14 protein-coding genes are annotated in these 14,082 nt (G+C 63.8%); 7 read left to right on the forward strand and 7 right to left on the reverse strand.

Features of this window, described 5'->3' with window-relative positions:
- Positions 1–28: 28 nt before the first annotated feature.
- The 5 genes from H1204_RS25495 to H1204_RS25515 all read left to right on the forward strand — a co-directional run bounded on the left by H1204_RS25495 (position 29) and on the right by H1204_RS25515 (position 3,946).
- On the forward strand, positions 29–1,840 hold the full coding sequence (locus H1204_RS25495) for a chloride channel protein (RefSeq protein ID WP_180731306.1): 1,812 nt from the start codon (positions 29–31) through the stop codon (positions 1,838–1,840).
- 143 nt (positions 1,841–1,983) lie between these two features.
- Complete coding sequence (locus tag H1204_RS25500; protein WP_180731307.1) at positions 1,984–2,514, forward strand: DUF4142 domain-containing protein; 531 nt, start codon at positions 1,984–1,986, stop codon at positions 2,512–2,514.
- Positions 2,511–2,843, forward strand: a complete 333-nt coding sequence (locus tag H1204_RS25505; RefSeq protein WP_180731308.1) for a cupredoxin family copper-binding protein — start codon at positions 2,511–2,513, stop codon at positions 2,841–2,843. Before H1204_RS25500 ends, H1204_RS25505 begins: the two co-directional genes overlap by 4 nt.
- Positions 2,844–2,871: 28 nt before the next feature.
- Positions 2,872–3,573, forward strand: coding sequence for an RNA polymerase sigma factor (locus tag H1204_RS25510; protein ID WP_243468790.1), 702 nt, complete (start codon positions 2,872–2,874; stop codon positions 3,571–3,573).
- A gap of 13 nt (positions 3,574–3,586) precedes the next feature.
- A complete protein-coding gene (locus H1204_RS25515; RefSeq protein WP_180731309.1) occupies positions 3,587–3,946 on the forward strand; it encodes a hypothetical protein in 360 nt (119 codons plus the stop codon).
- Between the two features lie 15 nt (positions 3,947–3,961).
- On the opposite strand, the gene H1204_RS25520 is transcribed toward H1204_RS25515, so the two are convergent.
- Positions 3,962–6,007: a pyridoxamine 5'-phosphate oxidase family protein gene (locus H1204_RS25520; RefSeq protein ID WP_180731310.1), complete on the reverse strand. Its 2,046-nt coding sequence runs from the start codon at positions 6,005–6,007 to the stop codon at positions 3,962–3,964.
- 60 nt (positions 6,008–6,067) lie between these two features.
- Positions 6,068–6,709: a glutathione S-transferase gene (locus H1204_RS25525; protein WP_180731311.1), complete on the reverse strand. Its 642-nt coding sequence runs from the start codon at positions 6,707–6,709 to the stop codon at positions 6,068–6,070.
- Between the two features lie 111 nt (positions 6,710–6,820).
- Between H1204_RS25525 and H1204_RS25530 the strand changes: the two genes are divergently transcribed.
- Together H1204_RS25530 and H1204_RS25535 are read left to right on the forward strand one after the other, a co-directional pair.
- The gene (locus H1204_RS25530) at positions 6,821–7,744 is read left to right on the forward strand and encodes a LysR family transcriptional regulator (RefSeq protein ID WP_180731312.1); all 924 of its coding nucleotides are present in this window, start codon (positions 6,821–6,823) and stop codon (positions 7,742–7,744) included.
- A gap of 100 nt (positions 7,745–7,844) precedes the next feature.
- The gene (locus H1204_RS25535) at positions 7,845–8,906 is read left to right on the forward strand and encodes a sensor domain-containing diguanylate cyclase (RefSeq protein WP_180731313.1); all 1,062 of its coding nucleotides are present in this window, start codon (positions 7,845–7,847) and stop codon (positions 8,904–8,906) included.
- Positions 8,907–8,947: 41 nt separating this feature from the next.
- On the opposite strand, the gene H1204_RS25540 is transcribed toward H1204_RS25535, so the two are convergent.
- From H1204_RS25540 to H1204_RS25560, 5 genes are all read right to left on the reverse strand, one after another.
- Positions 8,948–9,283, reverse strand: coding sequence for a ribbon-helix-helix domain-containing protein (locus H1204_RS25540; protein ID WP_180731314.1), 336 nt, complete (start codon positions 9,281–9,283; stop codon positions 8,948–8,950).
- 80 nt (positions 9,284–9,363) lie between these two features.
- Positions 9,364–10,947: a GMC family oxidoreductase gene (locus H1204_RS25545; RefSeq protein ID WP_180731315.1), complete on the reverse strand. Its 1,584-nt coding sequence runs from the start codon at positions 10,945–10,947 to the stop codon at positions 9,364–9,366.
- Between the two features lie 16 nt (positions 10,948–10,963).
- Positions 10,964–11,584, reverse strand: a complete 621-nt coding sequence (locus H1204_RS25550) for a tat (twin-arginine translocation) pathway signal sequence (RefSeq protein WP_180731316.1) — start codon at positions 11,582–11,584, stop codon at positions 10,964–10,966.
- A 62-nt stretch (positions 11,585–11,646) separates the two neighbouring features.
- Positions 11,647–12,045 (reverse strand): VOC family protein, encoded by a 399-nt coding sequence (locus tag H1204_RS25555; protein ID WP_180731317.1) that lies wholly within the window; start codon positions 12,043–12,045, stop codon positions 11,647–11,649.
- A 293-nt stretch (positions 12,046–12,338) separates the two neighbouring features.
- Complete coding sequence (locus H1204_RS25560; protein ID WP_180731318.1) at positions 12,339–14,054, reverse strand: SulP family inorganic anion transporter; 1,716 nt, start codon at positions 14,052–14,054, stop codon at positions 12,339–12,341.
- Positions 14,055–14,082 lie beyond the last annotated feature (28 nt).

Here is a 14,082-nt window from a genome sequence, read left to right on the forward strand (position 1 = left end):
CAGCGACACAGCATTTGACACAGCATTCATGAGCGACAACTCTCACAAGCGGGACTTCTCCAGCAACGCACGCTTGCCCGGCATTTCCGCGCTGGCGGCGGGCATCGGCTTGCTCAGCACGCTGGCCGCGTTCGTGCTGCTGAGCCTGATTCATCTGTTCACCAACCTGTTCTTCTTCGGCAGCTTTTCGTTCGCCGACCGTTCGCCTGCAACGAATACGCTCGGCGCGTGGGTGATCGTGATTCCCGTGATCGGCGGATTGATCGTCGGCATGATGGCGCGCTTCGGCTCGGAGAAGATTCGCGGGCACGGCATTCCCGAAGCGATCGAAGCCATCCTGTTCGGAAAGAGCCGCATGTCGCCGAAGGTTGCCGTGCTCAAGCCCTTGTCGTCGGGCATCGTGATCGGCAGCGGCGGTCCGTTCGGCGCGGAAGGCCCGATCATCATGACGGGCGGCGCCCTCGGCTCGCTGATCGCGCAGTGCGTGAAGGTGACTTCGGCGGAGCGCAAGACGCTGCTCGTCGCGGGCGCCGCGGCGGGCATGACGGCCGTGTTCGGCACGCCCGTCGCCGCCGTGCTGCTCGCCGTCGAACTGCTGCTGTTCGAATGGCGGCCGCGCAGCTTTTTGCCCGTCGCGCTGGCTTGCGCGGTGGCCGGCTTTGCGCGCGCAATCTTCTTCGGCACCGATCCCCTGTTTGCACTTCAAACCGCGCCGCCCACAGCCATTTCGCTCGTGTCGTGCGTGATCGCGGGGCTGTTGTCGGGCGCGCTCGCATCGGGCTTGTCGGCGGCGCTCTACAAGACGGAAGACCTCTTTCACAAGCTGCCGCTGCACTGGATGTGGTGGCCTGCCATCGGCGGGCTGGCGGTGGGTATCGGCGGATTCATCGAACCGCGCGCGCTCGGCGTCGGCTATGACGTGATCGGCGATCTGCTGCATCAACATATCGCGCTGCAGGTCGCGGTGGCGATTCTCGTCGTGAAGGCGGTGATCTGGGTGATCGCGCTCGGCTCGGGTACATCGGGCGGCGTGCTCGCGCCGCTGCTGATGCTCGGCGCGGGGCTCGGCACCGTGCTCGGCCACGTGCTGCCCGGCAACGAGCCCGCGCTGTGGCCGCTCGTTTGCATGGCCGCGACGCTCGGCGCCACGCTGGGTGCGCCGCTGACGGCCATCGTGTTCGCGTTCGGCCTCACGCACGACAGCAACGCGCTGCTGCCGCTGCTCGCCGCAACGCTGGTCGCGCACGGCTTTGCAACCGTCGTAATGAAGCGTTCGATCATGACCGAGAAGATCGCGCGACGCGGCTATCACATCTATCGCGAGTACGGTGTCGATCCGCTCGAACGGCATTATGTCGACGAGGTGATGACGCAAAAGGTCGATTCGATCGACGGCGCGCTCAGCGTGCGCGACGCGCTCGCTGAGTATTTCGGCGCGACGCAGAAACGGCGTGCGTATCCCGTCGTGCGCGCGAACGGCGCAGTGCTCGGCATCGTCGATCGCGCGATGCTCGATGCCGTGCGCGAAGGCGCGACGTCACACACGCTCGATACGCCACTCGCCGATGTGCTGAAAGGCGCGTCGCCCGTCGTCGCGCTGCCCGACGAAACCTGCCGCCTCGTCGCGACGCGTCTTGCCGTGCACGATCTCGAACGGCTCCCCGTCGTCGTCGATCGCGATTCGATGCAACTGCTCGGCGTGGTGTCGCGCAGCGATCTCGTGAAGCCTTCCGTCGCGCACTTCGAGGAGGAGCACAAACGCGAGCGCTTTCGGCGTCTGAGCTTCGCGTCGGGCAAAAAGCATTTCCCGCCCGTACGCAAAACGCGCACGCACGGCTGAACCTCGAACAAAGGTCTATAGCAACAGCAGTGAAACCCACGCGCCGGAACAGCCTTCCGGCTCGTGACATCTAACTCCTCGAATCGTGCCCGTGCGCCTGCCTTCATGAAGATGGCGGCCGCGCATCTTCGAGGAGGCTTCAGATGAAATCCGCACATTGGTTGCTGCTCACCGCGCTTGCACTCGCAGGCACTCCCGCCTGGTCCCAGGGCTCAGGCCCGACCGATCCGCAAATCGCCGCCATCGTCGTCGCCGCGAATCAGGCCGATATCGACGCGGGCAAGCTCGCCGAATCGAAGACGCATTCGAAGGACGTGAAAGCGTTCGCGCAGCAAATGGTCACGGACCATACGGGCGTCAACAAGGCGGCCGTCGATCTCGTGCACAAGCTCGGCGTCAAGCCCGAAACGAATCCAACCAGCGACAGCCTCAAACAGGGCGGCGAAGCGAACGTCGCGAATCTGAAGCCGCTGCAAGGCGCGACATTCGATCGCGCGTATATCGATCATGAAGTCACGTATCACCAGAACGTGATCGATGCACTCGACAAGACGCTGATTCCGTCCGCGCAGAACGCCGAACTGAAAGCGCTGCTGGTGAAGGTCCGGCCCGCGTTCGTCGCGCATCTCGAACACGCGAAGATGGTGCAGGCATCGCTGCCGCAAGCGCAATGAGCCGCGTGTACAACGCTGTGCTGCGCGGGCTCGCAATGGCCTCGTGTGCGTTTGCATTGCCTGCGTTTGCCGGCGCTTATGTCGTGACGATCGAGCAGATGCGCTTCAACCCGCCCACATTGACCGTGCATCGCGGCGACGAAATCGTGTGGGTCAACAAGGATCTCGTCGCGCACACGGCAAGTACCGACGCAAAAGGCTTCGATTCCCGCAGCATCGCGCCCGAAGCATCATGGCGCTATCGGGTCAGCACGCCCGGCCGCTATACATACCGCTGCATCTTTCATCCGACGATGCATGGCACACTGATCGTCGAACCGGCACCATGACGACATGAAGACCGACACGATGAATGGCATGACGGCGCAAGCCGCCTCTACATCACGTTCCGACGACGACGACGACGCGGAGATCGTGCGCCGCATCGTGGCGGGCGACCGCACCGCATTCGAACTGCTGATGCGCCGCCACAACCGGCGTCTCTATCGACTTGCGCGCGCCACGCTGCGCAACGATGCCGAAGCGGAAGACGCATTGCAGGACGCGTATCTGAACGCCTATCGGTCCATCGCGCAGTTTCGCGGCGATGCACGGCTCTTCACATGGCTCTCGCGTCTCGTGCTGAACGAATGCTTCGGGCGGATGCGCCGCGAAGCGCGGCGCCAGAATGTGTTGCCGATGCTCCACGATTGTCCCGACGACGAGCACATGTCATCCATCATGGACACGCTGAACGCCCACGACCACCACGCGCCCGACCAGGCGGCGGCACGCGCGGAAATTCGCGCGCTGCTCGAACGAAAGCTCGACGCGCTGCCTTCCGGCTTTCGCACCGTATTCGTGCTGCGTTCGGTCGAAGAGATGAGCGTCGAAGAAACGGCGCAATGCCTCGACATTCCCGAAGCCACCGTGCGCAGCCGGCATTTCAGGGCGAAACTGCTATTGCGCGAATCGCTTGCGGACGAAGTGGAAAAGTTGGGTCCGGCGCTATTCGAGTTCGGCGGCGCGCATTGCGACCGCATCGTCGCTTCGGTGCTGGAGAGACTGCACGACGAATAGCGGGAGAAACACCATGGCACGAAGACTCGGTTTGCTTGTGATCGCCGCTATCGCTGCTTCCGTCTTCAACATTGAAGCGCAAGCTCAAGCGGAACGCATCCGCATCGAATCAGGCACGTACGGCGCAAATTGCGGCGCGGCAACAGGTAACGCCACGCGCGATCTCGCGAAGCACTGCAACGATCGCGCGACTTGCCGCTACATCGTGCGCACGCGGCTCGAACCGGCGCAGCAAGCGTCATGCGCGCGCGATTTCACAGCCGAATGGTCTTGCGATCACCGCGAGTTTCATCGCGCGATGTTGAGTGCCGAAGCGGGCAACGGCAGTTCGCTGGTCCTCACATGCGTGCCTTCGACGGGCGCGGGCAAGTGACCTGAACGATAAAGCTCAAAGGTCCAGCGTGAGGCTCGCGCGCTCTCCTCTCGCAACGGGATGCGCCATGCAGATCAACGCGCAACCGTCGGCGACTTCCGCTTCGATTTCGCCGTCGTAAGCGACCTGTCCCGACAACACTTTGGTCGAACACGTGCCGCACATGCCTGAACGGCAACTCGATTGTGCTTCGATGCCGCGTTTTTCCGCGAGTTCGAGCAAGCTGCCATGCCTTGGCAGCCATTGGACCGTGCGTTGCGAGCGCGCGAACGTCACTTGCGCGCCGCCTGCATCGGCTTTTTCTTCGGCGACGGGTTCGACCAGCGTCGGTGTGCGCTTCACGCTGGCGGGGCCGAACGCTTCGAAACGGATGCGTTCGTCAGCGACATTCAATGCGCGCAAACCTTCGTACAGGTCGCGCATGAACTGCTCGGGGCCGCATAGATAGAAATCGTAGTCGTCGAACGGTAACGCGCGCTTCAACGCGGCGATGTTCACGCGGCCTTGCGTGATGCCATCCGCAGATTCGCTTGCCGCGCTATCGAACAGATGCATCGACACCGACGGATAACGCGCCGCCGCGTCTTTCAAATGCGCGCTGAACGGACGCTCGCGATCGCTGCGCGCACCGTGAAAGAAGAACAGACGTTTTGCCTGACTATCGTCCGCGACGCGCGCATTCAGTTCGTGGTTCAGCATCGCGATCATCGGCGTGATGCCGATGCCGGCGGAAATGAACACCGCCGGCCGCGGGCTGTGCGCGTCGTAGACGAATGCGCCGTGCGGCGCCATTGCGTCGATCTCCATGCCCGCCGCGAGATGATCGTGCAGCCAGTTCGACGCGATGCCCTCGCGCTTTACGCTGATCCGGTAACGGCGCGGATCGTGCGCATCGGAGAGCGTGTACGTGCGCGTCAGCGGCGCATCGTGTCCTTCGACGGGTACGCGAATCGGGAGATACTGGCCCGGCTGATACGCGGGCAACGGCGCGCCATCGGTGGATTCGAAATAGAACGACCGAATCGAAGCCGTCTCATCGACGATAGCCGCCACCTTCAGCTTGTGCCACGGCGACGCGGCAGCCGCCTTGCGCATTGCCGCTGCAAACTGCGGCGCGTATTCGACATCAGACCAGCGGAACGGCAGCACGCTCTTGCTGCGCCGCACTTCCTGCACATGAAAACGCATCAGCCTCTCAGCGCCTTCGAAAGTGGCCAGTTCGGCGCCCTGCCAGATGATTTCGGCGCGCACGGCGAGATACAGCAGATCGCCGCTCGCGAAGTCGATGAACAGCAGTCCCGCGCGCGGATCGTGCAGCAGATTGCCGATCGTGTTGAAGAACTTGTTGCCGGTGAAATCGGGCGTGGTGAGCGTCGCCGCGTCGTCGATGTGCACGAAGCCCGGCGCGCCGCCGCGATGCGACACGTCGACGCCGCGCGCGAAGCCCGCGTCATCCGCCATATTCGCGCTCGCGATGAAGAAGGTGTCAGCGCGCCCGAGGAACGCGCGGTCCGCATCGCTCAGGTGCGTCGAGATTTCCTGCGGCACTGAAACGCCACCGTCAGCACGGTCGATGAACGTCGGCACGCGTCCCTGAATGTAATTCGCGCAGTTGCCAAAGCTCTGGGTCACTTCGAGCGTAACCGTATCGCCGCTCACGTTCGTCACGACGCCATTGATGCGGTTGCGCCGCCGCGTCTGCGGCTGAATACCGAGCCCGCCGATCATCGCACCCGTCTGCCAGCGCGGGCCGAGCGGATCGCCGGGCAGCGCACGGCTGTCGATGCGCAGCGTGCGCGCATCCGGCGACGACACGAAGCCCGGTTCACCGGTGCGTATCGTGGCCCACGGCTGCCCGCTCGCATCGACACCGCCGAACACCATGAACGGCTGCTGCGCGTAGAACTCCCGGTGCTGGTCCGGCATGTAGCGGCGAATGCCGCGCCGGCCCGACGAGTCCGCCTGACTGTCCACGCCTGCAAGCCGCTGCGCGGCGAGTTCGGCAGCGTGAAACGGCGAGGTGTCGAGGCCCCAGCCGTTCAGAGGAATGAAATCGGACATGTCAGGCTCCTGCGGGCAAAACGTCAACGTGATGCGTCGTACGGAACCGCTCGCCGCTGACTACCCGGCGAGCAGTCCCGCCTTCGTCGCCGGCATCGCGATGAAGCGCGGCAGCGCCTCCACGCGGCGCAGCCACGCGCGAATGTTCGGATACGGCTCCAGCGACACCCCGCCTTCCGGCGCGTGCGCGATATACGTGTGCGCGGCAATATCGGCGATCGTCACGTGCTCGCCGGCGGCGAACGGCTTGGTCGCCAGTTCGCACTCGATCACGTCGAACAGCTTCACCGCGATGCCCTTCGCCGTTTCATGATTCAGCGGGGCGCCGAACACGGTGACGAGCCTCGCGGAGCATGGGCCAAAGGCGATCTGTCCCGCCGCCAGCGACAGCCAGCGCTGCACGGCCGCCGCGCCGAGCGGGTCTTCCGGCAGCCACGACGGGTCGCCATAGCGCTTGGCCAGGTACACCAGAATCGCGTTCGAATCGAACAGCGTCACGTCGCCGTCCTGGATGGTGGGCACCTGGCCGAACGGATTCAGCGCCAGATACTCGGGCTTGCGGTTGTCACCGGCGCGCATGTCCAGTTCGATCACTTCGAACGGCAGGTCGAGCAAAGTCAGGAACAGCTTCACGCGATGCCCATGACCCGATAGCAGGGTCGTGTACAGGCGGATCGGCTGGGCGGGCTTGGCTGCGGGCATTCGTCACTCCGGGTTCAGTCATATTGGACAATACGAAGGTTAATGCGCGGCGCCCGGCCGCAGAAGGCTGATAACCTTGAAAACACAATCATCTGAAGGTGGACAATCGACATGGCCGACGTGCGTGACGTGAACCTGAACCGGCTGGCCGTCTTCGTCGCCGTGGTCGAAGCGGGCTCACTGACAGCGGCCGCCACGCGGCTCGGGCTCGCGAAGACGATGGTCAGCACGCACATGCAGCGGCTCGAAGCGGAAGTGGGCGCAAGCCTGCTGGTGCGCACGACGCGGCGCCTCGGCATCACTGAAGCGGGCCGCGCGTTCTACGACGCGAGCGTGAAGATCCTGCGCGCAGCGGAGGAAGCGCTGGCTGAAATCGGCGGCGAGGAGGCACCCGTGCGCGGCACACTGCGCGTGAGTTGCCCGATCGACTACGGCACGCTCGTGGTCGCGCCCGTACTGGTGGAACTGCGCCGCGCGCATCCTCAACTCGATATCGAACTGCTGTGCAGCGACCACGTCGTCGATCTGATCGCGGACGGCATCGACGTCGCGATCCGGCTCGGGCGTCTCGCGGATTCGAACTATCGCGCAGTGATGCTCGGGCGCTACGAGAAATGGGTCGTCGCGAGTCCTGCGTTCGTCGAGACCTGGGGCGAGCCGCAGACGCCCGCCGATCTCCCGGCAATGCCTTTCGTCGCGCTGACGGTTTTGCCGCACCCGCAAACGCTCGACATGCGCCACACGAACGGCGCGACGGAAAGCGTCCGTTGCGAGAACGCGTTTCTCGTGAACACGGCGGCAGCCGCGCGCGCGGCGACGCTCGCGGGCGGCGGGCTGGGGCTGTTGACGGACTTTTCGATCAGCAACGACGTCGCGGCGGGCCGCCTCGTTCGGCTGTTGCCTGAATGGTCGACGGAGCCGGCGGGCATCCAGGCCGTGTTTCCGCCGACACAGCACACGCCGTCCAAGGTCCGTGCGCTGATCGAAACATTCAGGGCGTACCTCGCGCGCGACGCAGCGCCACTGCATCAGTAGAATTGTCCGTCCGGGTTTCAGCCGATCAAGAAACGATGCCGCCGTGCCGTTGACATGGCGAGACGCGCCCTTGGGCGCAAGCGACCAACACGAAGCGATCATGAAAAACATCGACGACACACAAGACATGCTCGGCGCCGCGTTTCTGCGCCATGACGATGCCAGCGCCAGCATGCGCGCCGAAGGCGAGCGGCTCGAACACGACAGCGCCGTGTATCGCACGCTGCTCGAATCGACCAAAGCGATTCCGTGGAAGATCGACTGGGCGACGATGGCCTTCACTTATATCGGCCCGCAGATCGAGGCGTTGCTCGGCTGGGCGCCGTCGTCGTGGAAAACGGTCAACGACTGGGCCGAACGGATGCATCCCGACGATCGGCAGAAGGTGGTCGAGTTTTGCGTCGCGCAGTCGCAGGCGGGCACCGATCATGAAGCGGACTATCGCGCGCTAACGAAAGACGGCGGCTACGTGTGGCTGCGCGACGTCGTGCATGTGGTGCGCAAGCCCGACGGCGGTGTCGATTCGCTGATCGGCTTCATGTTCGACATCAGCGAACGCAAGCGCACGGAAGAAAAGCTCGCGCGTCTACAGAAGGAACTCGAAGAACTGTCGTTCAAGGACGGACTGACGGGCGCGGGCAACCGCCGCATGTTCGACGCCGTGATGCAGCGCGAGTGGGCTGCGAGTCAGGCAAGCGGCAAGCCGCTGTCGCTGATCATGATCGATATCGACTTCTTCAAGGCCTACAACGATTACTACGGCCACCTCCAGGGCGACGAATGCCTGAAGCGCATCGCGGGCGTGCTCGCGCAGGCCGCGCGTTCCGGCGATTTTCTCGGACGGTTCGGCGGCGAGGAATTTGTGCTGGTGCTGCCGGACACGGACGCGGATACGGCCGTGAAGACGGCCGAACGTTGCCGCGATCTGATCGATGCCGAGGCGATCGCGCATGTGCGCTCGCCGCATCAGCAGCGCGTGACGGCGAGTTTCGGCGTGGGCACCATCGTGCCGAATGGTTTGTCCGGCGGGATGGATACGACCGCTTTCATCAACCTGATTGACGCACAGCTGTATCAGGCGAAGGACAACGGCCGCAACCGCATCGTTGCCGTCGATCGCGCGGGCCTGGGCGGCGAGGCGTTCCGCACGCACTCGCGCTAACCGCGCGTACGCTCACCGTACGAGAGAAGCGCCGCGACGGATCACACCGTCTTCAGCACCCGCGGCTTCGGCTCGGGAACAGGAACGGGACCACTGGTTAACTCGCTTTTGCCCGCGACGATCGACAGATATCGCAAGCAGCACACGCGCAGGAACGATGCGAAATTGCTCGGCACTTCACCGCGCAGCGCGATGAGTTCGTCGTAGAGCTTGACGGCAAATTGCGTGGTCGTCATGTTCTCGCGCGACGCGATTTCATGCAGCACGTCCCAGAAGAGATTCTCCAGACGCACAGTCGTAATCACGCCGTGAATGCGCAGCGAACGCGTGCGCGATTCGTACAGGATCGGGTCCGCGTTCACGTAGACATTGCACATGGTTTGTCTCCATTGTTCGTATGAGTGCGGCGGCGATCATCGCGCCCGCCTGCCGCACTCGATGAGTTCACGTGCGTCGATCAGATTGTGCGCCTGTTCATCTGCCCTGCGATGTAGTCGGCCTGACGGATCGCCAGCGTCACGATGGTCAGCGTCGGGTTTTCCGCCGCGCCCGTCGTGAACTGACTGCCGTCGGAGATGAACAGGTTCGGCACGTCATGCGTCTGGCCGAACCGGTTGCACACGCCGTCCTGCGGCTTCGCGCTCATGCGCGCGGTGCCGAGGTTATGCGTCGACGGATAGGGCGGCACCTTATACACCGTCTTCGCGCCCGCCGCCTGATACACGGCGCTGCCCTGCTTGAAGCCGTGCTCGCGCATCGCTTCGTCGTTCGGATGATCGTCGAAATGCACGTTGGGCACGGGCAGGCCGTACTGATCCTTCACGTCGGTATTCAGCGTGATGCGGTTGGTCTCGCGCGGCATGTCCTCGCCGACGATCCACATGCCTGCCGTGTACGGATACGCGTCCATGGCCTGCGTGAAGTCCGAGCCCCAGGCGCCGGGATCGAGAAACGCCGCATAGAACGGCAGCCCCAGCGACACCGTCTCCATGTGATAGCCGCCCGCGAAACCACGCGACGTATCGAAGCGCGCTTCGTCTTCGATGATGCCCGCCATCGTCGTGCCCTTGTACATGTCGACCTTGTCGTTGAACACGGCATAGACGGAGCCCGTCGTGTGACGCATGTAATTGCGCCCGACCTGTCCGGATGAATTTGCCAGCCCGTCAGGGAAGCGGCTCGAATGCGAATTCAGCAAGAGACGCGGCGTTTCGATCGCGTTGCCCGCCACCGCGACGATGCGCGCCTTCTGGCGTTGCAGCTTGCCGGCGGCGTCGTAATAGACGACGGCGCTTGCCTTGCCCTTCGCATCCGTTTCGATCTTCACGACCTGCGCTTGCGTGCGCAATTCCATGTGGCCCGTGGCCTGCGCGCGCGGAATCTCCGTGTACAGCGTCGACCATTTCGCGCCCGTGCGGCAGCCCTGGAAGCAGAAGCCGCGCTGGAAGCAATGCGCGCGGTCATCGCGCACGATGCTGTTGGTCGCCATATGGCCGGTATTGCACTCCTTGTAGCCGACCTTCGTTGCGCCGTTGTACATCACCTTGAAGTTGTTGTTGCCGGGCAGTCCGGGCAAGCCGTTGGTGCGCGTCACGCCCATTTTCTTTTCGGCGCGGTCGTACCACGGCGCCATTTCCTCGCTCGTCACGGGCCAGTCGAGCAGGTTCGCATCCTTGATCGTGCCGTAGTTCGTTTTCGCCTTGAACTCGTGCGCCTGAAAGCGCAGGCTCGCGCCCGCCCAGTGCGTCGTCGTGCCGCCGACCGTCTTGCAGATCCACGCGGGCAGATTGGGGAAGTCGGTGGCGATGCGCCAGCTGCCCGACGTGGTGCGCTTGTCGAGCCACGACAGCATCGAGAACGAGCCCCATTCGTCCGTGGTGAAATCGCCTTGCGTATGCATCTTGCCCGCTTCGAGCACGATCACGTCGACGCCCTTTTGCGCCAGCTCATTGGCCAGCGTGCCGCCGCCCGCGCCGGAGCCGATGATGACCACGGGGCGCGCATCGTTGTGCGAGAAATGCACCTTGTTGTTGTCGTCCATGTCAGGTCTCCGTTGCTCAGCTGTCGGTGGGAATCGGACCGCTCGCGGCGGCCGGCGGATTCGGCAGCCACGCCAGATCGTTGAAGCCCTTGGTCAGATAGCCGCCGTCGCCTTGTGCCGCGCCGTAGCCGAAATGCGCGTACGCCATGTCATTGCTATACAGCGAGACGATGGCCGTCGTGCGCACGGTCGTGAAGAACGGTGTTTTCTGCATCGCGGCGACATCGCGCGCCTGGTCGGCGGGCGAGCGTTTGGTCCAGTCCGAGCCGTTGAGCGCGTCGAGCTGCTTCACGCCGTCGGCGAGTTGCTGACGCACGGCCGGATCTTTCTGCGCCTTCGCATCGAGGTCCTTGACGACGAGCGCATAGACCGCGTCGTCGAGCGTCTTGTGCGGGTACTGCTGCTTGACGAAGGCGAGCAGCACCGCCCCCTGGTGCGTATCGAGCGCCTGCATTTCGAGCGCCCATACGCGGCTCGGCGCAAGCGTCGCGAGGATCGACGGGAACGCCAGCGTGCCGATCAGCACACCCGTGCCCTTGAGCCACTCGCGCCTCGCCAGCGAGCGCGGCGCAGGCGGTGCATCCGGCTCATGAGCCGTGGCAGACGTTGCGGCGATTGGAATCACTCTGTGACTCATGCCTGTCTCCTTGATGGTTGTGTTGTGGGGGTACCGCGTCGTGCGCGGCTTTCTATGGCTTTCTACTGGTAATGTCCGTGCCGTTCGAGCACTTCGATCTTGTAGCCGTCCGGGTCCTGAATGAAGAAGTAACGCGCGAGCAAGGCGCCGTCGTCGTTCTTGAATTCGCGCACGTCGTTCGGCGTCATGCCGAGTTGCAGGAGACGCTCGCGCTCGCGCGTCACGTCGTCGACGACGAACGCGACGTGCCCGTAGCCATCGCCATGCGAGTACGCGTCTTCGCGTCCCTTGTTCCAGGTGAGTTCGATCTCGTTGTCGGATTCGTCGTTGCGCAGATAGACAAGCGAGAAGTCCGGAAAATCGAGCCGATGCGAAGGCTCGAGCCCGAACGCGCGTTGATAGAACTTCAGCGAGCGGTCGAGATCCTGAATGCGGACCATCGTGTGGATCATCTTGGCCATGTCGTCCCTCCTCCGTTTGATGCTGAGTGTAGGAGGGCGATGTGCGGCGTGGTAATGCAGGGCTAAATGCGCTTAGGGACTTGCCCTATGTTGCAGATGCGTGCGGGTGCGGGGATCGGAAGGTGGCTTCGAGTGTGAAGACGATGCGATGCGCCGCCGGGCAACGAAGTGCGGCGCAGCATGCGCGCACGGCGCATGCTGCTGTTCGACGCGCGATCCAGGGTAAGCGATAAGCCCGTGCGAATGTCGCAGCGTGGCTGCTGCGATGCGCCATCTGCGGGATGACAGCAAGCCTATAAAGCGTTCACCTCGTGCGGCGGGCTGATGCCCGCGGCCGCAAGCGCTTCATGCAGCGTGTCGAAGACATTCGACTCGCCGACGACCTGCGTAATGCGATGCCGGTCCATATCGGCGCGCAGGTAAGGATTCACTCGCCCGAAGATGACAGCCACCTTGCGCTCTTGCAGATCCGTAATCAGATCGCTCAGCGTGAGGGCCGCCGAATAGTCGAGTGCGGTGATCGCGCCGGCATCGATGACGAGCGAATGCAGATCGCCGGATGCCGCATCGACGAGTTCGATGACTTCCGCCGTGAAGACATGATCGTTGGCGAAGAACAGATCGGAGCCGAAGCGGTACACGATGAGCCCCGGCGCGCTCATGATCCCCGGCTTCGCGGGCACGGGCTGCCATCTGCCGTTGGCGGGCGACGGTTCCATCACCATCGTATGCGGACGATAGCTGTGCCGCACGTGGCGCAGCAGCGACAACGCGACGGCGAGCAGAATGCCATGCTCGACGCCGACCATCACGACGGCTGCCGCCGTGATGAGCGCGAGCGTGAACTCGCCGGGGCTTTCGGCGCGGATCGCCGCGAGACTCGGCACGTTGACGAGACCGACTGCGATCGTGAACACGATCCCGGCGAGCACGCAATGCGGCAAGTATTGCAGATACGAGCTGAAAAAGAGCAGCACGACCACGACCACGCCCGCGAACGCGAGTTGCCCGATCTGGCTGCGCGTGCCCGCGCGTTCGGCCATCGCGGTTTGCGTCGGGCTGCCGTTGACGACGAACGTGCCGCTGAATGCGGCAGCGGCATTGGCCGCCGCCAGCCCGAGGATGTCGGCGTTGGTGTCCACTTCTTCGTGATACTGCTGCGCGAACACGCGAGCCGCGGCAGCGCTTTGCGCAATGATCATCACGAAGCACGACGCCGCCACCGGCACGAGGTCGAGAAACTGCTGCCATGTGACAGCCGGAAACGCGAATGGCGGCAGACCGCCGCTGATCGGGCCGAGGATCGTAATGCCGTGCCCGGCGAAATCGTAGGTCTTGCTGGCTGCGATGCTGCCTACCACGGCAATGAGGGGAATCGGCACGCGCGGCAGGAAGCGCTTGCCGATGAGAATCGCGCCCACCACCAGCACGGTGAGCATGAGCGTCGGCAGATGCGCGTGTACGACATGTCCGATCACATAAATCAGTTGCGCAAGACTTCGCGACGAAGGATACGGCACGGTCATGCCGAACATGTCGCCAAGCATCGCAATCGATACCTGTATGCCCACGCCCGTCAGAAAGCCGACCAGCACGGTGCGCGACAGGAAATCGGCGAGAAAGCCGAGCCTGAAGATGCGGGCGAGCAGCAGGAGCGCCGCCGTCAGCAAGGCGACCATGCCAGCCAGCGCGACATACTCGACGCTGCCCATCGGCGCAATGGTCGATGCGCGGCTGGCGAAGATGGTCGCCGTGGCCGAGTCGGCGGCGACCACGAGGTGGCGCGACGCGCCGAAGAACGCGAACGCCACCAGCGGCAGAAACACGGTGTACAGCCCCGTCACGGCGGGCATGCCGGCGATGCGCGCATAGCCGAGCACCTGAGGTATGTCCATCGACGCGAGTGATATGCCGGAGAACACGTCGCGCCATGCGCTAGCGCGGCCGACCGGCAGGATGCCTTTCAGAAGGCTCAGGGATGCTGAAGATTTTTCTTTTGAGTTGTGCATGCTCAAGTACGTTGGAGTGCTGTCCACG

Origin of the sequence: Paraburkholderia sp. PGU19, assembly GCF_013426915.1 — a bacterium.
GTDB lineage: Bacteria > Pseudomonadota > Gammaproteobacteria > Burkholderiales > Burkholderiaceae > Paraburkholderia.